General features: G+C 70.5%; 21 protein-coding genes and 2 pseudogenes. 19 read left to right on the top strand and 4 right to left on the bottom strand.

From position 1 onward, the window contains the following. The 3 genes from ACWD5D_RS34055 to ACWD5D_RS34065 all read right to left on the bottom strand — a co-directional run. On the bottom strand, positions 1 to 232 hold a 232-nt coding region (locus tag ACWD5D_RS34055), incomplete at its 3' end, for a hypothetical protein (RefSeq protein ID WP_451376662.1). Beyond that, on the bottom strand, positions 225 to 626 hold the full coding sequence (locus ACWD5D_RS34060) for a hypothetical protein (RefSeq protein WP_451376663.1): 402 nt from the start codon (positions 624 to 626) through the stop codon (positions 225 to 227). The genes ACWD5D_RS34060 and ACWD5D_RS34055, both read right to left, overlap by 8 nt. 259 nt (positions 627 to 885) lie before the next feature. Next, complete coding sequence (locus tag ACWD5D_RS34065) at positions 886 to 1674, bottom strand: hypothetical protein (protein WP_451376758.1); 789 nt, start codon at positions 1672 to 1674, stop codon at positions 886 to 888. Positions 1675 to 2019: 345 nt separating this feature from the next. Here ACWD5D_RS34065 and ACWD5D_RS34070 point away from each other — a divergent pair, with 345 nt between their 5' ends. From ACWD5D_RS34070 to ACWD5D_RS34145, 16 genes and pseudogenes are all read left to right on the top strand, one after another. Further along, a complete protein-coding gene (locus tag ACWD5D_RS34070; RefSeq protein ID WP_451376664.1) occupies positions 2020 to 3297 on the top strand; it encodes a hypothetical protein in 1278 nt (425 codons plus the stop codon). Between the two features lie 416 nt (positions 3298 to 3713). Continuing rightward, on the top strand, positions 3714 to 4130 hold the full coding sequence (locus ACWD5D_RS34075) for a hypothetical protein (protein ID WP_451376665.1): 417 nt from the start codon (positions 3714 to 3716) through the stop codon (positions 4128 to 4130). A 116-nt stretch (positions 4131 to 4246) separates the two neighbouring features. After that, positions 4247 to 6034, top strand: coding sequence for a type IV secretory system conjugative DNA transfer family protein (locus tag ACWD5D_RS34080; RefSeq protein WP_451376666.1), 1788 nt, complete (start codon positions 4247 to 4249; stop codon positions 6032 to 6034). A gap of 242 nt (positions 6035 to 6276) precedes the next feature. After that, the gene (locus ACWD5D_RS34085; RefSeq protein ID WP_451376667.1) at positions 6277 to 6522 is read left to right on the top strand and encodes a hypothetical protein; all 246 of its coding nucleotides are present in this window, start codon (positions 6277 to 6279) and stop codon (positions 6520 to 6522) included. Next, positions 6519 to 7685 carry a DnaB-like helicase N-terminal domain-containing protein gene (locus ACWD5D_RS34090; RefSeq protein ID WP_451376668.1) on the top strand — a complete coding sequence of 389 codons (1167 nt, stop codon included), beginning with the start codon at positions 6519 to 6521 and terminating at the stop codon, positions 7683 to 7685. The genes ACWD5D_RS34085 and ACWD5D_RS34090 overlap by 4 nt, the downstream gene beginning before the upstream one ends. Positions 7686 to 7747: 62 nt before the next feature. After that, the gene (locus ACWD5D_RS34095; protein WP_451376669.1) at positions 7748 to 8332 is read left to right on the top strand and encodes a hypothetical protein; all 585 of its coding nucleotides are present in this window, start codon (positions 7748 to 7750) and stop codon (positions 8330 to 8332) included. 1 nt (position 8333) lies between these two features. Beyond that, a pseudogene (locus tag ACWD5D_RS34100) lies at positions 8334 to 8516 on the top strand (DNA cytosine methyltransferase); the annotation flags it as partial. Positions 8517 to 8637: 121 nt separating this feature from the next. Then, positions 8638 to 8910, top strand: a pseudogene (locus ACWD5D_RS34105) (DNA cytosine methyltransferase); the annotation flags it as partial. Then, positions 8855 to 9382: a hypothetical protein gene (locus ACWD5D_RS34110; RefSeq protein WP_451376759.1), complete on the top strand. Its 528-nt coding sequence runs from the start codon at positions 8855 to 8857 to the stop codon at positions 9380 to 9382. The pseudogene ACWD5D_RS34105 and the gene ACWD5D_RS34110, both read left to right, overlap by 56 nt. Positions 9383 to 9393: 11 nt before the next feature. After that, complete coding sequence (locus tag ACWD5D_RS34115) at positions 9394 to 9531, top strand: hypothetical protein (RefSeq protein WP_411147522.1); 138 nt, start codon at positions 9394 to 9396, stop codon at positions 9529 to 9531. Between the two features lie 153 nt (positions 9532 to 9684). After that, on the top strand, positions 9685 to 10281 hold the full coding sequence (locus ACWD5D_RS34120) for a DUF4913 domain-containing protein (RefSeq protein WP_451376670.1): 597 nt from the start codon (positions 9685 to 9687) through the stop codon (positions 10279 to 10281). Further along, positions 10278 to 11045 carry a glycosyl hydrolase gene (locus ACWD5D_RS34125; RefSeq protein WP_451376671.1) on the top strand — a complete coding sequence of 256 codons (768 nt, stop codon included), beginning with the start codon at positions 10278 to 10280 and terminating at the stop codon, positions 11043 to 11045. The genes ACWD5D_RS34120 and ACWD5D_RS34125 overlap by 4 nt, the downstream gene beginning before the upstream one ends. Beyond that, entirely contained in the window at positions 11042 to 11530 is a 489-nt protein-coding gene (locus tag ACWD5D_RS34130; protein ID WP_451376672.1) for a hypothetical protein, read from the top strand. The genes ACWD5D_RS34125 and ACWD5D_RS34130 overlap by 4 nt, the downstream gene beginning before the upstream one ends. Continuing rightward, positions 11527 to 12195, top strand: coding sequence for a hypothetical protein (locus ACWD5D_RS34135; protein ID WP_451376673.1), 669 nt, complete (start codon positions 11527 to 11529; stop codon positions 12193 to 12195). Before ACWD5D_RS34130 ends, ACWD5D_RS34135 begins: the two co-directional genes overlap by 4 nt. A gap of 170 nt (positions 12196 to 12365) precedes the next feature. Continuing rightward, positions 12366 to 12671 (top strand): hypothetical protein, encoded by a 306-nt coding sequence (locus tag ACWD5D_RS34140; protein ID WP_451376674.1) that lies wholly within the window; start codon positions 12366 to 12368, stop codon positions 12669 to 12671. Positions 12672 to 12690: 19 nt separating this feature from the next. Next, positions 12691 to 13551: a DUF317 domain-containing protein gene (locus ACWD5D_RS34145; protein ID WP_451376675.1), complete on the top strand. Its 861-nt coding sequence runs from the start codon at positions 12691 to 12693 to the stop codon at positions 13549 to 13551. A gap of 527 nt (positions 13552 to 14078) precedes the next feature. On the opposite strand, the gene ACWD5D_RS34150 is transcribed toward ACWD5D_RS34145, so the two are convergent. After that, the gene (locus tag ACWD5D_RS34150; protein WP_451376676.1) at positions 14079 to 14345 is read right to left on the bottom strand and encodes a hypothetical protein; all 267 of its coding nucleotides are present in this window, start codon (positions 14343 to 14345) and stop codon (positions 14079 to 14081) included. A 217-nt stretch (positions 14346 to 14562) separates the two neighbouring features. Here ACWD5D_RS34150 and ACWD5D_RS34155 point away from each other — a divergent pair, with 217 nt between their 5' ends. From ACWD5D_RS34155 to ACWD5D_RS34165, 3 genes are all read left to right on the top strand, one after another. After that, positions 14563 to 14904: a DUF317 domain-containing protein gene (locus ACWD5D_RS34155; protein WP_451376677.1), complete on the top strand. Its 342-nt coding sequence runs from the start codon at positions 14563 to 14565 to the stop codon at positions 14902 to 14904. A gap of 96 nt (positions 14905 to 15000) precedes the next feature. Beyond that, positions 15001 to 15213: a hypothetical protein gene (locus ACWD5D_RS34160; protein WP_451376678.1), complete on the top strand. Its 213-nt coding sequence runs from the start codon at positions 15001 to 15003 to the stop codon at positions 15211 to 15213. Between the two features lie 91 nt (positions 15214 to 15304). Further along, entirely contained in the window at positions 15305 to 15634 is a 330-nt protein-coding gene (locus tag ACWD5D_RS34165; RefSeq protein ID WP_451376679.1) for an esterase, read from the top strand. Positions 15635 to 15688: the final 54 nt, after the last annotated feature.

Here is a 15688-nt window from a genome sequence, read left to right on the forward strand (position 1 = left end):
ACATGTCGTTTCGCTCGACACTGTCCGCAGCCACCTCAAAGGCAGCAAGGAACTGCTCCCGGGTTACCACGCCATCTGACGCTCCGCCTAGACAGTCCAGCTGATCGAAGCCGCCAAGGCCATCCGCGCGCAGAACATTCTCGAAGGCCGCCACGTCATTCGGAGGGGCAGATAGATCCCCGAAATCCACACCGTACCGCCCCACACCAACCAGCAACCCCAGCTTACGCATTCCCCTCTCCGTCAGACGGTTCCCCCTCGCTTTCCTTAATCAGCCGTTCAATCATTGCTTGCTGATCAGCAGTAAGTGGACCATCGAATTCAAGCTCGATGTCGCGGACCTTTAGGGTGATGCGACTGACGTGGCGGCGCCTCATACTCAAGCCGATGATTTTGACCAACTCGACACCGACACGCGCATATGGGGAGAGACCGATCAGCAAACTCAGAGTCTCACCCCATCCACTCTTGGCGCCGACAGCTGTTTCGGCACCCTCAGCGCGCCTAACACTGTCGTTTCCTGCCGCGCGGGAAGCCATCTCCATGTTCGTCAGAACGCGGTCTGCTGTTTCCTCGTCGCCGTCAACAGGCATCACGGTGATGGTGAGGAGATCGGTTTTCGACATAACGTTACCCCCTAAGCGTGCAACTCATCCAAAGCTAAGCAATGACGGGTGAACCATCACGCTTCGATGCAATCTGACACGACTCACCGTAAGCGGATGATGTTCGCATGTTAGATATATTCGGGCGTTTTGGCTGAACCGATTGAGTGCCGAGGCCATGGGCACCCCCCTTCGTGGCAGCTGGCGTGCACTCCGACGCAGCCAACCGTCAAAAAGTACCCGAGGACGGGGATGATCCCCAACCTGCCTTGCCAGCTTGTCAGTTGATGTGCCGAGTGAATCGGCATTGCCGCTCCAGGGTGAGGATGGCCTTGGCGATTGCCGTCATGCGGTTGGGGCTGCACCGGGATCTGCGGAAGATCTGCCAGGACTTCAGACGGGCGACGCCGCGTTCGACGGGTGCCCGCGCCGCGGCCAGGGCACGGAATGTGACCAGCTCGGTGCCTGACAGCCCGTTGTTCTGGGTGTTGTTGACGCCCACCACGTTCGTGCCACCGTTGACGGTCACGTTGAACACCGGCGCCGCTGGAGGCGGAGTCAAGAATTCGGACACGGTCTTCCCACTCTCTGCGCAGTCAATGCCCTGCGCGGTCAGTCTCGGGTCGAAGAGCTGGCCGACACCCCAGTCCGTGAAGTCGATCAGACCTTTGCCGCCGAGGTAGTTGGCTGCCTCGCCTATCTCGACGGGGCGAAGACGCTCGCCGAGGTAGATGCTTCCGGGCACCTTGACGAAGTCGACGGACTGCATGGGCCTGGCTTTGTACAGCCAGCGGACGAACGCCGTGCGGGTGTAGTCCCGCCTGGGCTTCAGAGCCCGTCGGCGACTCCGAGCGCTGACGATCTCCGCCTCGCCGAGTTCGGTCAGGCTGACCTCCAAGCCCGATCCGGCCCGGGTGAGATGCCCTGTTTCGACGCGCAGGTCCACTACCTTCTGCGCAGCCCCCCGCGGCATTCTCTCCTCCGTCTCCCAACGCATGGCATCGAATGCGGTGTTCCCCTGTCTCTTCCCCCAGTCCAGGAGGAAGAGACCGATGTGGCCGACGGTCATGGCCTACAAGGTACAGGTGGAGAAAGGCGACGTCGGGGTGAGCCAACTTGGCCTTCAAGAGGGCGCTTGAACAGGACGGCAGTCGCTCGGCGTCCGACACTTTGCGCGTCGAGTTCACGCCGCCAACCTCTCGGCAGTCGCGAGCCCGCGCGCATTCAACGATCCGTACTTCGCGCGCTCCACCCGCGGGCTTCACCTCCACCGTCAGGGCCTCGACGAGCCGCAGTGACCTCAGGCGTCTATCACCCATCTCCGGCCGGGCCAAATCGCGGATTCTGCGGATCCTCTCTCCCCGACGGCCCGGCACCCGGGCTCCCGTTCGCCACTCCCTTCGAGGTAGACGCCGTGATCGCCCACCTGCAGCGCGCCAGCCACACCGTCAGCCTGCTTGAGTATCTGTACGGGCCGGGCGAGCGCGGCAATCACACCAACCCACGCCTGATCGCGGGGGACGGCCACGGCGCCCCGCTCGAGATGCCCACCCGGCCCGACGCGCCGACGTACCTGGCCCGCGTCCTCAACGCACCCGTCGAGCGCCTCGGGGCCCGAGCGCCCGAGCGGCCAGTGTGGGCCTGCTCGGTCCGCTCCGATCCCCAGCACCCCGACCTGACCGACTGGCAGTGGGCCGAGGTGGCCCGCCGGGTGGTGGCGGCCACCGGCATAGGCCCGGAGGGCGATCCGGACGCCTGCCGGTGGATCGCCGTGCGCAACCAGGCCCGTCTGGTGCACGTCGTGGCCACCCTCGCCCGCGAGGACGGCGGTGTCCACCACGCCTACCGCGACGCCTTCCATCTCCAGACCGAGTGCCACCGCATCGCCACCGAAATCGGCCACCTGCCCCCGGCCTCACGCCCAGCACCCCGCGCCCAGGAGACCCACGTGACTGCCCCCTACATCACCATCAGCAAAGAGCCCAGCGGCAGCGTCTTGGCGAAGGGCGCCAGCGACGACCTGTCCGCCACTCTTCTCAAGCACGCCGGCTTCCAGCAGATCGAGGACTGGTACGGCCGCCGCCACCGCTTGGCGACGACCACCCCGCAGGCTGAGCGCGTCGCCATCGCCTCTCACGCAGCCGAGATGCTGCGCGCCGCCCGATACAGCGTCGACCTGGACCCCGACCTCGACACGAGCCGGCTGACCACGCCGGCCAACCCTCTCGGGCTCTACACCGCCGGGGCCGAAGTCCTCCGGCTGACCGACCAGATCAGGGCTGCCGGGAACGGTGCTGGCCTCGCCCAGGCTGTCGATCACCTCCTTCATCCCGAGCACGGCGTCCTGGAACGCCTCCGGGAGGCTCTGGAGACGGCAGGGGAACAGGTCACCGACCTCGACGACGAGGCGTACGCGCTCGCCGACCGGTTCGGCTTCGCCGCGGAGTTCGTCAGCGCAGCGCAATCAGAACTCGTCGGAGTGGGACGCGAATTGCACCGTGCCAACGACTCGCGGCAGGACCACGCCGGGGCGCAGGCGCAGTCCCCCGCGCCACCCGACGCCCGAAGCGCGGCTCTCGCCACGTCGCCGGCGGCGGACAAGGTGAAGGCGTCTTCGGCGCTCGGAACTTCGTCTCAGGGGGTCGGTACAGCCGTGGGTCAGCCGCAGGTTTCCAGCTCTCGGGCCCGGTGATCCCGATGCTCTCTTCCCGTACCCCTCCGGCGGTCTGACACGCACCGACCTCATGTGGACAGCCATCGACGCGCTGGCCAGTGCATCTGCTGTCAGACCGACCAATGTCCGAGGGGTCTGTCCCACGCACCCGGCACCGACCCAACACCGCGCCCAAGGAGGAACAGTGCCCGAGTTCTACCCGAGCATCGGCGAGGCCATCGGCGCCGCGATGCAGCACAACATCCGGCTTGCCTACGGCGGCAAGGCGTCCGGCCCCGACGCACCCCTGCAGGCCCGGCGCCTGCCCCACCCGTCGGCCGACCCGTACTCCGTCTCCTGGATGATCGCCCGGCTCACCGAGACGGCAACTCCCCATGAGGTCGCCGGAATCATCGAGGAGGTCAACGGAGCGCTGGTCGGAGCTGACCGAACTCGTGGCCGCAGCGGCCGACTGGACCCGAGCCCGTCTGAACTTCGAGAACCCGCACCACAACCCGACCTTCGAGACGTGGACACGGCTGGCCGCCGTCACCCGCATGCTGCGGGACGTCCAGGAGGAGCTGGAGGTCGCCGAGGACATGATCGCCGCGTGCCCTGCGGAGCTCGGCGACCCCAGGTACCGCGACGAGGTGCCTGCCCTGCGGACCAGGGAAGTGCTCAGCGACGGCCTCGGCGACGACGCTGTCGCGGACAACCAACCGTCCGCCGCCCCGAGCCCGGAAGCGGGCCGGCAGCGGGCCGACCGCGCCTCCTCACCGCACGCCGCCATCCAGCGGACCGCGCCCTCCGCCGGCGCGGCATCCGAGCCACCCACCAGCGCCTCACCGCCCCGGCCGCCGCGCTCCCGGTGACCTCGTCCTGATCCCCGACCGCTGTCCTCTGCCCCAACAGGAGCTGCCCCGATGACCAGAAGAAGCGCGCCGCGCGCCCCGCCTCGCCTTGTCCGCTCTCCCTCCTTGGACCCGCCATGCCCACCCCGCGTACCAGCGCGCCCTCGACCACCACCGGCTCCGACGCGCTTCTCTACCTCCTGTTCGGCGTCGTCGGCGCCGCCATCGCCTTGGGCTCCCTCGCCTGGCTGACCGGCAACCTCACCAACGCTCTTGTCAGCACCGGTCCTTGGGCACCGTTCGAGGCCACCACCGCGCTGCTGCACCCCGCCGTGCTGTGGCCGCACCTGAGCCCCACCGCTCTGCTGGTCGGCGCGCGGCTCGTCCCCGGGCTGCTCTCCGTCTGCCTCACCATCACCGGCCTGGTTGCGTGGCTGCGGCTGCGCGGCGGTGCGAAGAACGGCCTCGCCCGCAAGCAGGATCTCGCCCCTTTGATGGGCAAGGAGATAACCGCCAAGGCGAAGAGCCTGCGTCCGAGCCTGTCCGGTCTCAAACCGAAGGAGGTCGCTCCCGCTGACCGCGGAATACTCGTCGGCACGCACTCCCCGGGCCGAGCCGAGGTCCGCGCCTCCTGGGAGGACGTGATCGTCGCGATCATGGCCCCGCGCTCCGGCAAGACGTCCGGGCTGGCGATCCCCGCGATCCTCGCCGCTCCAGGCCCGGTACTGCTGACCTCGAACAAGGCGGCGAACGACGCCTTCACCGCGACAGTGGACGCCCGCGCCGAGGTCGGTACGATCTGGACGCTCGACCCGCAGCAGATCGCCCACCACCCGCGCGAGATGTGGTGGGACATCCTGGCCGACGCCCGCGACCTGGCCGGGGCGAAACGCCTTGCCGGGCACTTCGTCGCCGCCAGCGTCGACGAATCCAGCGGCGCCGACTTCTGGTCCACCGCCGCGAGCAACACGCTGGGCGCGCTGTTCCTGGCCGCCGCCAGCCACCGGCGCCCGATCACCGATGTTCTGGCCTGGCTCGCCTCCCCTGCCGACCGCACGCCGGTGGACCTGCTCACCGAGGCCGGCCACGAGGCGGTCGCCGCCCAGCTCCAGGGCACCGTCAGCGGGGCCACGGAAACGCGGGACGGCATCTACGAGACCGCGCGGCAGTACGCGAGCTGCCTGCTCGACCCGGACGTCGCCGCCTGGGTCACCCCCGACAAGCAGCTTCCCGAGTTCAAGCCCTCCGCGTTCGCCTCCTCCCACGACACGTTGTACCTGCTCAGCAAGGACGGCGGCGGCTCGGCATCGGCGATCATCGCGGCGGCGGCCGACGCGGTGATGCGCGCGGCCGTGGTCGTCGCCGAGCGCTCCGGAGGGCGGCTCGACCCGCCCGCCCTGTGCGTCCTCGACGAGGCTGCCAACGTCTGCAAGATCTCCGATCTCCCGGACCTGTACAGCCACCTCGGCTCACGAGGCGTGATCCCGATGACGATCCTCCAGTCCTACCGACAGGGCCAGCGGTGCTGGGGCGAGGCCGGCATGGACGCACTCTGGTCCGCCGCCACGATCAAGATCATCGGAAGTGGCATCGACGACGCCGACTTCGCCGACCGTCTGAGCAGGCAGATCGGTGACCACGACGTACAGACCACGTCGGTGTCGACCAGCGACGGCGGCAAGTCCACCTCGGTGAGCATGCGCACCGAGCGGATCCTGCCCCCCGACGCGATCCGCGCGCTCCCCAAAGGGAAGGCGCTGCTGCTCGCCACCGGCATCCGGGTGGCAATGCTCGACCTGCGGCCCTGGTACAAGGAGCCCGCCGCCAAGGTGGTCGGTCCGGCCTCGGCCCGCGCGACGAAGGCCATCACCGAGCGGGCCATTGCCAAATCCCTGGGCCGCGACGGTTACGGGCTGTCGGCATGAGCGCTGCAACGCGTAACTGCACCTCAGTCGCCGGCCTCTGGACCAGGCACCGATCGACCGGGTCACCGCCCACGAGTGGTCCGGACGTCAGGGCGACATCTTCGACGCGCTCGCGGACGCCGAACTGGAGAACGGCGATCCGGACGGCTGCTCGCCCTGGTCCTGCCCCTCCGGCACCTCCGTCCAGGCCGACGTCGACCTCACGGCCTGCCCCTCCCCTCTACCTGCTCAGGAGTCCCCTCGTGTCCTCGCGTACTCCGTCCCTTCCTCTGGCGCGTTCCGAACGCCTCGCCCGGTCACCGGTCGTCCGACAGGGTGGCCTGTGGTGGCTGGTCACCGGTTCCGGATCGATCCTCGCCACCGATCCGACGTTCACCGGCGAGCTGGACCGCTTCGCCGACGCGATGACCGCCGCCGACCAGGCCGTCGCCGATCTCCGCTCGCGGCAGGACGACCCGCCGACTCCCCGCCCCGGGTGGCAGCGATGAACCCGCTGCTGAGTGCCGAGCAGGCGGTGCTCGGCTCGGTGCTGCTCGACCCCGGCCAGCTCGCGCACCTGGACTGGCTCGCGCCCGATCACTTCTACCGGCCCATCCACCAGGCGCTGTTCGCCGCCTTGCGCAAGCTCCGGACCGAGAGCCATCCCGCCGTGGCGACCGGAGAACGTGTGCCGCTGTCCTGGGTGACGGACGCCGTCGCCGAGGCCAGCAAGCATGTCCGAGGGCTGACCGCCGCGTATCCCCACATCCTGATCTCGGCCTGCCCGCGACCCGAGCACGCCCCGGTGTACGGCCGGATGGTGCTGGAGGGAGCGATCCACCGCAGCGTGACCGCGCACGCGATCCGCCTCCATCAGGCAGCCCGCGCCGCCGCCCTCCAAGGTGAGGTGGAAGGAGCGTTGCACCATGCGGACGTCCTGGCCGGGGTGCTGGAAGACCTCGCGCGCCGCTGGGGGTCCGAACCGCGCCCGGTCGCCCCGGCGACACCGCCCCCCACAGCTCCCGTCGCGCCGCCGGCACGAGCGGACCAGGTCGCCGAGGACGAGCAGTTCCTGCTGGCGGTCCTGGTCGAACAACCGAAGGCGATGGACGAAGTCGTCGGCTGGCTGCGACCCAGCGACTTCGCCGACCCCGCCCACGGCCAGCTCTACCGCTGCGTGGGAGCGCTGCACCACCGCGGCGAACCCATCGACCGGATAACCGTGCTGTGGGAAGCCCAGCGGCGCGGTCTGCTCGCCGACGGCACGCTGACCACCGAACAGCTCACCGCCATCTGCGACGGCGCCGGCGCCGGCAGCGCCGAGTGGCTCGGCGAACAGATCATGCGCTCCTCCGTCGCCCGTACGGCCGCCGCCTCCGCCCGCGCCATCCGCGCCCTGGCCGAGAACGAGACCCTGGCCCCCGGACGGCTCATCAGCCACGCCCTGCACGCGCTCGGGCCGCTCGACAACGTGCGCGCCCGCTGGCAGACCGCGAACGGCCACCCCGCTCCGGCGCCGCCCCCCGCGCCACCGACCGAGGGGCCCCCGGCGGCGCAGGTCCACGCCGCCCTCGCCCGCAGCACGGCGCGACCGGCCGCACGGCCCTCGGAATGCCCAGGCTCTGCCTCCACGTCATCAGCCGCACGACCGCCCTCGCGCGCCCACGGCTGAGCCGTCCTCACCCACCCACCCACCAACCCAGCCCATCCGACCGTCCCCCCTTGGAACGCCCCGTGGACAACACCCCACTCTCCGACGCCCTGGCCCTGCGCGCCACGGCCTTCGCCTTCGACGCCCAGCGCGGCAAGCTGCCTGTGCTGGGAGACCCCCACCGCTCACCCGACGTCGTCGCCGTCGCACGCCAGATCTCCGAGCTCGGAAAGCTGGTCACCGATCTGGGCGACGAGGTCCTCTTCCGTGTCACCGACCAGGACCAGGCACCCCACACCGCTCGCGTGATCACCAACTTCGCCGCCGCCGTCGAGCCCGCGGGCGAAGCGGCTTCCGCCCTGGGAGCGGTGGCCCACCAGCTCGCCTTCCTGAACCAGACCGAGAGTCTGCGCGGCCAGCCCGACGCCAGGGATGCCCGGAAGGCAGCAGTACGGGTGCTGGAGGAAGCACTCACCACCGCCGACGCGGCCCTGCACGACGGGGCCAACTCGCTGCACGCCGCATCGGCAACCGTCTCTCCCCCGTCCGCACGGCACCAGGCAGCCCACAGCCGGTCCGCGACCACCGCGCGTTCTCCGGGGCCTCCGCCGCCCAACGTCACCACGGCGGTGGCGGCCCCCTCGGACCGAATCGCACGTGGCCGGTGACATGGAACCCACCACCTTGCGAACGCCGTTGATCGGCTCGCTCTGCTCGGGTTACGGCGGTCTGGACCTCGGGGTCCAGGCCGCGCTCGGCGGCACTCTGGCCTGGCACGCCGAGATCAACCCCGACGCCGCGCGCATCCTGGCCCGGCACTGGCCCGGCGTGCCCAATCTGGGAGACATCACGGCCGTCAACTGGGCCTATGTGCCTCGGGTGTGTGTCCTGACGGCCGGTTTCCCTTGTCAAAGACGTCTCCGTCGCCGGCCGCCGGGCCGGACTCAACCCCCACACCCGCTCGGGGCTGTGGCTGCACGTCGCCCGTGCGGTCGAAGCCCTCCGCCCCTGCTTGGTGGTGATCGAGAATGTCCGAGGTCTCCTCACCTCGCCCGCCGGTTCCCCTGGCGACGTGGAATTCTGCCCGTGGTGTCTGGGAGACGACCCAACCCAGCCTCCTGTGCGGGCACTTGGTGCCGTACTCGGCTCCCTGGCCGACCTCCGGTACGACGCAAGGTGGCTCGTGCTTCGTGCCTCCGACGTCGGAGCACCCCATCGTCGAGAGCGCACCTTCCTCACTGCTTGGCCCGCCGAGCACCCTGCTCAAGACCCCGACGAGCAACATCGGCAAGAACGGCGGCTCCCAGCACCCGTCGAAGAGGAAGAGCGGCGGCCACGGCCCGAACCTGGCCGACGAGGTGGAGTGGCTGCTGCCCACACCGAAGGCGTCGGACGGGATCAAGGGCTCGCCGAACCAGCGGCACGGCAACGGGGACATGACGCTGCCGAGTGCGGCAGCGTCGCTGCTGCCCACCCCGAGGGCGAGCGACACCGGCACCCCGGGCCGCCGTCCGGGCAAGGGCTGGCGCCCGCCCCTGTCGGCAGTGCTCCTGCCGCTGTGGGCGGAGGCGGCCCCGGAAGCGGAGGAACCGACGGGCGATGGGGAGCGTACGCCGCCGCCATCGCCCGATGGGAGAACCTCACCCGTCCCGCGCCGCCGCCCACCGACGCCGCCGGACGTCTGCGCGCCGACTTCGTCGAGTGGATGCAGGGCCTAGCCTCCGGCTGGGTGACCGCCACTCCGGGACTCGGCCGACCGGCTCAGCTCACCGCGCTCGGCAACGGCGTGGTCCCCCAACAGGCCGCCCGAGCCGTGCAGTTGCTGGCACCGCCCTTCCCAGGCTGCCCCCGCTGCACCGCGCCGTAGCGCCCCACTACCCGGTTTCCCCGGCCGCACCAAATCGCGGAATCTCCGCATCCTCCTACCCATGCCGACCTGCGAAGGGAGCACCGCCATGACCTCCAGAAGAGCGCGCCGCACTTCGCCCCCGCCCTGCTCGCTCACTCCCTTGGATCCGCCATGTCCGACCCCAGCAAGGCCACCACCGAGCCCGAGCCGTTCCGCGTTCCCGACGGCGACCTCGACGATCTCGCCAGCACCCTCGCCAAGACCATGGCGGAGGTACGCCAGCACGGCGTCATCCTGGACCGCCTCGGCTCCGAGCCCGTCTCCACCCCTCAGCCCACCGCGGGCACCTCCACCGCAGGTGCCGCCGGCGCCGACCAGGCCGACGCCCCGGCCTCGGTGTTCATCCCCGCCCTGGGCGGCGAGGCGTACGCCGTCGAGCTGGCCGCGCTCAGCGACTGGGTGAACTACCTGTTCCTTCCCGTCTACGGACGGGAGATCAGCACTACCCGACCGTGGTGCGACCAGTGGCACGAGCACCCCGAGGCCGTTGCCCGGCTGCACGCGCTCTGGCTCGCGTGGCAGCAGCTCACCGACGCCGAGGCCGGCCTTTCCGGTCCCTCGACGTGGCACCGCGACCACCTCGACCAGGCCCTGGTTCATCTCCGTGCCCCCGACGGCCCCTTCGCCGCATGCACGACGAGCCCGACCCGGCCCAACCACCGCGTGCTGGCCACCCCGGCGCCCGAGCTGACGGGAGCCACCCAGTGATCGCCGAACCCGACTTCCGCCTCGCCGACTTCGAGCCTGCCGACGCCGCCTCCGAACTCGCCGAGAGCAGCATCTGGGCCGGAGACCTGACCGTGCTGGCCGAGCACCACACCACCCCAGCGGGGACGCACAGCTACCTCGTCGCCCACGACAGGTCGATGACCTGGGGCGTCCCCGGTGATCCGGCGCTCGTTGCCATCAAGATCACGCGGGACCTACGCGAGCGCACGTTCACCTTCGAGACCGCGAACCACGCCAGCCTGGCGTTCGCCCAGAACTGGCTGATCGAGCACGGCTGCCCGCCCGATCGGATCGCCCAGGCCAAGGGGGACTCCCTGAAGCCCGCCGACGATCTCACCCTCTGGGTCGAGCGGCAGATCCGGGAGTCAGGCTCTCGTTACAAGGTCCTCGACAGCTGGACCTCGGACTACGCCCCGTCCGAGACCTGGACGTTGACCCGTGACTCCAGCGCCGCTCAGGCACCGATTCGTGTCTTTCTCGAAGAGGGGAACCCCGACGCCCACACGTACACGATGCGCGAGGGCGCCTTCGCCGACGAGGCCGCCGCCCGCCACTGGCTGGAAGACCGCGGCAGTCCGCTGCCGCAGCCTCCGGACTATCGCGGTGAGGCCGCCGCCCGGCTGACCCGCGCCGCCCTCACCCGGTCATCGGGTGCCTCCGCAGTCCCGAAAGCCGGCATCGACACGGGCAACGCGCCGTCGGCAGGAACGGGTCAGCGTCCGAAGCCTCGGAGGCCGATGTGAGCCGCGCCCGCTTCGCCTTCGCCGCCCACCCGGACGCCATCGCGGACCTGCGCCAACTCCCCGACGAGATTCGCGACCTGGCGCTGCTGGAACTGCAGAACCTGGTCCACGGCAGCGACGACTGCCTGCCGCTGACCGGCCGCCTCGCTGGCTTCCACAAGGTCTACGTCGACCCGGCCGTCTCCTACCGGATGGTCATCCAGTTCCGCCCGGCCCCGCCCACCTCGACCCACAAGCGCGAGATCTACCTCGTCGCGGCCGGTGCCCGGGAGGACTACGCGGTCTACCGCACGGCCCAGCTCCGCACCAACCGCACCGGCCTCAACCGGCACGAGGGCACCAACGCGGCGGCCGAGGCCCGAGTCCAGGCGGCCCGGTCCCGATCCCCCCACGCGATCGACCCGACCGCGTCCCTCCCGGCCACCGCACCGGCGGCAGCCAGCCCCGCCGCCCCGGCCGCCTCCCGAAAGGCCTCCATGCGATGACCGCCGCCCGTGCGTCCCTCGACCGCACCGAACTGGCCGGGCTGCTCACCGACGCCGCGCGGAGCGTCTCGGAGGTCCTGACGACCGAGTACCCCACCTCCGCCAGCCGCTCCTACCTGCATCCCGTCCTCGGTGCGCTGTCCGCCGGTCCCCGGGTGGTCCGCGAACTGAACGACCGGCTCGAAGAGTTCGTTGTCGAGGAGCCGCTGCCTTCCACCCCCGCCGGTCTGTTCACCCTGGCGTCCTACGCTTCCGCGCTCGGCTGGCTCACCGAGTCCCTCGCCGAGCTGACCGCATCCGTGGACCAGATCTGCACGCGCGTCGGCCTCCCGGCCGAGCCGCCGGACCCGGCCTTCGTCGCGCCCTCGCCGACGGACCAGGACTACGAGTTCGACTTCGCGTTCAGCGCGCTGGAGTTGGCCGCCATCCGCACAGCCGCCGAAGCTGCCGACCTCAGCCCCGGCGACTACGTCGAGGTGCTCTCGCGGTCCCTGCTCGCCGCTTCCCGGATCACCGACGCCTGCATGGAGATCTCCAGCGGCCTCCTCGAAGACGCCGCGTACGTCCTCGGCGAGGCAACCGATCATGTCTGCATCGGCGAGGGCCCCGACAGCCTGCCCACTCTGGTGCGCTCCCTGCTCGCCCGGATGGACGCTGCCGAATGAACCCCCATGACATGGCGATGCGGCCCGGCGTGCACCTGGTCGCCGAGGAGTTCTGCGACGAGGACCCCTTGCGTTGAGCGACGACCATCCACCCCGCGGCCCGCGTTCCCCCGCTGGCACGACCGCCAAGCCCTCCCGCTCCCGCTGAAATCCCCAGGAGGAAGACACCCATGTCCACCGTGATCTACACCCGCCACCTGGTCGAGCACCGGTACGGCCGCCCGCTGGAGGACCTCCAGCGCCACAGCGTGCATGGCGGATCGGTAGATCCTGCTCTGCCGATCGCGCTGCGGCGGCTCAACGGCCTGGCCTCGACGAACGCCCATGCCCGTGCTGCCCGCCGCAATCTCGACGCGGCCTGGCAGCGCTGCCGCTCCGGCGAACACGCGCTCGACGACCTCGTGCTGCGGTACGCGGCGCCCGTTGCCTCGGCCGCCGCCAGCATGCCCGCTCCTGGCTCCTCCCGCCGCCGCTGACCACGCCCTTGGAGGAGCCGTGCCGTACAACCCGAAAGACGAGCAGGGGCGCGAGTACCACGTCACCCCCCGATACCTGGCCGGATCGACCTTCACCGGCGATCCCGCCCTCCAGCCCCTCCTCGACGCGGGCTGGAACCTGACTCACGACGAGATGGGCAACGCGTACGTCAACGCACCCGACCAGACGGTCCGCCTGGGCTACCTGCCCGAAGGCGACGACGACGCGCTGTGGAAGATCACGGCGTACTCCGACCCTTTCGCGATGCCCCGCTGGCTCGTCACCTTCCAGGACAGCACCCCCACCGAGATCGTCCAGGACTTCTCCACCGCGCTCGCCGCCGCCTACGTTGAGGGCCCCGACTCCTACCTCTACTACGGCAACAGCGAGCTGGCGGCCTTGGACGTCGGCACACCTCTTGCGGCAGCAGGCTGGAGCCACCGCTACGGCGCGACCGACATCTCCTTCGAATCCCCGGACGGCCTGGCCAAGGTCCACCTACGCCGCAACCGCCTCGACCACGCCGCCGAGATGACAGGCCATCAAGAGCGCTGGCTCATGCTGGCCGGACTGCCCGGCAGCCAGTGGTACGCCACCGCCTCGTCCTTCACCCCGGAGGGCCTCGTGGCCGCGATGAACACCGCTCTCACCGACCCGGCACCGGTCATCCGTTACGGCGACGACCTACGCCGCCTTCCCCCGCAGGCCACCGCGACCCCGGTGAGGCCCCCGGTACCGACGCCGCTGGACGTACGCCGCGCCCAGGCTGCCAACGCTCGCTCCACCGTGGCGCCCTCCCCCGCCAACGCGCGGCCGTTCATCCCGGCACCGCGCCCGCCGTCGGCTCCGCAGGTCCCGCGCCCGGGGCAGAGCCGCTGACCACCGTTCCCTTTCTCACCCTCCGGAGCCACCCTTGTCCGACGCCACTGCCCTCGACCAGGCCGACGCGATGATCGAGAAAGCCTGGGGCCGTCCCATCGACGCGCTGGAAACCCTCGCGGTTCGCCGCCCCGTCGAGGATCCGCTCCTGCGCTCGACGATGCATATCCGTTCGAGCCTCGTCGTCTCGAACAACGCGGTCGCCGTCCACCAGGACCGTCTGCACGCCCTCACGCGGCCTGGTCATGTGCCGGCCTTCTACGACCTGGAGCGGATCACCAGCTCGGCGGTGGACCTGCGCGTCGCGCAGGCCGAGAGCCGCATAGCCCTGCAGGCGATCAGCCACGTGATCGAGGCCCGCGAAGCCGCCGTGACCGCGGACCGGGCACCGTCGCTCAGCCTGGCCCAGGCCGCTGTCGCCCGCTCCGCGCACGCGTCGCGTGCCCTGGGCCAACCACCGGACCAGCCTGCCCCGTCGGCCGCTGTCCGCCCCACGGTGGCCACGGCCGGGCCCGGACGGTACCCGGTCAGCGGGAGTCTTCGTCGCGATGGGCCGCGCCGAACCGGGAGTCCATCGCGCCGGCCAGCTCCACCAACGTCAGCTCGACGCGCCGCCCGTCCGCGATCCGACGCTCCACCACGGCTTCCCCGTCACGCTGCCTCCGAGCCTGGGTGCCCACGGCCCACTGCCCGTCGGCCACCATCGCTATGTCGCCCACTGTCCACGGCCGCCCGGCGCCACGGATCTTGCGCTCCAGCCCGGCACCGTCCCAGTGTCTGCTCGACTCCGCCACGGCCTGTCCCTTCTGCTCTGTACGGCCCTGTGCCGCAACCGGGTTACGACAACCGGTCGCGCCGATCCATTCCCCGGCCTGCCGGCCTCCTCCCCCTCGCCGGCCAGTTCGCCCACGGCAGACCTCACCTTCCCGGAAACGACTACGTACTTCGGCACACCGCATGTCAACGTACGGACGTCGGAAAACCGCAGGTCAACGAAGGGACCACCCACTCGTGAACGCCTCCAGCACCCTCCTGCCAGCCGTCGTCCGCCCCGCCGTGGAGGAACGCGCCTGGCTCTCCAGCGACCACTGTGCGAGCCCGGTACTCGAACTGCTCGGCGGGCTCGGTTGGGCGATCGTCGACACCCCGGAGGCCAATGTGTACTGCACCAGCCCGGACGGCCGCGTCTACGTTGGCTGGCTCCCCGAGGACACCACCGCCTGGAAGCGCGGCATCGTCTGGCAGGTCCGGGTCCTCCCCGCCGACGCCGAGCCCTGGATCCAAGAGTTCGGCCCCGACACCCCCTCCGAGGCCGTGGCCGGTTTCCTCGCGGCGCTCATCGCAAGCCGCTGAACCACCCAGCAACCGGTCTTGCGCGACCAACTCTGCCTCGAGACCCCTGACGCTCTATCACCACACCGCTTCACCCTCGATCCCGGAGGCTCCCCGTTGCCCCAGCACCTGACCGTCGGCCACCTGCTCCGCCAACTTCAGGACCTCGACCCCGACCTGCCGATCCGCCTGGCCGTCAACCCCGACTGGCCCTTTGCCCACTACCTCGGCACCGACGTCGTCGTGGGCGACGGCATGGCGTTCATCGCCGAGGACGGCCAAGAGGGCTACCTCCCGGCTTCGGTCCGCAACGCCCTCGCCTGGGCCTGACCCGCCGTACGGACCTGTCCAGGAGGCCCCGATCTCACCGCGACCCCAACCTTCCACCGCCTACCCGCTGCACACCCTCGCCGTGCGGCCCATGCCGCCGGGAGTGCGCGGCGCACTGGTCCAGCGCGTCTCCGCCCTCCCGGAGGGACCGCTCGACGTCTCCTGGCTCCCGGCGGGCACCCCTGAACTCCCGGTCGGCCGTCTCCGCCTGCACTGGGAGCCCGCCTCCCGCGCGGGCTGGGACGTCACCGCCCACCTCGGCCTGGCCACCACCGAGGTCCTCCTCGCCTCCTGGCCCGCCGCCCCCGACGACTGGCCGCGCCTAGTCCACCCCACCATCCACGAGGTGACCGGCCTGTGCGCCGCCCTCGCGGTCGCCACCGTCGCCCTCGACCTCTCCAACCGCCTCGCCGAAGTCTGACCGCAACCGCAGAAGGCCGCCCCTCGCCGAACCAGCAGGGGCGGCCTTGCCGTA

It is taken from the genome of Streptomyces sp. NPDC002520, assembly GCF_053595235.1.

What these genes read in the sequence shown, in the direction of transcription:
- ACWD5D_RS34080 (WP_451376666.1), top strand. Translation starts at nt 4,247, where the DNA reads ATGCCCACCCCGCGTACCAGCGCGCCCTCGACCACCACCGGCTCCGAC.
- ACWD5D_RS34135 (WP_451376673.1), top strand. Translation starts at nt 11,527, where the DNA reads ATGACCGCCGCCCGTGCGTCCCTCGACCGCACCGAACTGGCCGGGCTG.
- ACWD5D_RS34090 (WP_451376668.1), top strand. Translation starts at nt 6,519, where the DNA reads ATGAACCCGCTGCTGAGTGCCGAGCAGGCGGTGCTCGGCTCGGTGCTG.
- ACWD5D_RS34120 (WP_451376670.1), top strand. Translation starts at nt 9,685, where the DNA reads ATGTCCGACCCCAGCAAGGCCACCACCGAGCCCGAGCCGTTCCGCGTT.
- ACWD5D_RS34060 (WP_451376663.1), bottom strand. Translation starts at nt 626, where the DNA reads ATGTCGAAAACCGATCTCCTCACCATCACCGTGATGCCTGTTGACGGC.
- ACWD5D_RS34065 (WP_451376758.1), bottom strand. Translation starts at nt 1,674, where the DNA reads ATGACCGTCGGCCACATCGGTCTCTTCCTCCTGGACTGGGGGAAGAGA.
- ACWD5D_RS34165 (WP_451376679.1), top strand. Translation starts at nt 15,305, where the DNA reads ATGCCGCCGGGAGTGCGCGGCGCACTGGTCCAGCGCGTCTCCGCCCTC.
- ACWD5D_RS34140 (WP_451376674.1), top strand. Translation starts at nt 12,366, where the DNA reads ATGTCCACCGTGATCTACACCCGCCACCTGGTCGAGCACCGGTACGGC.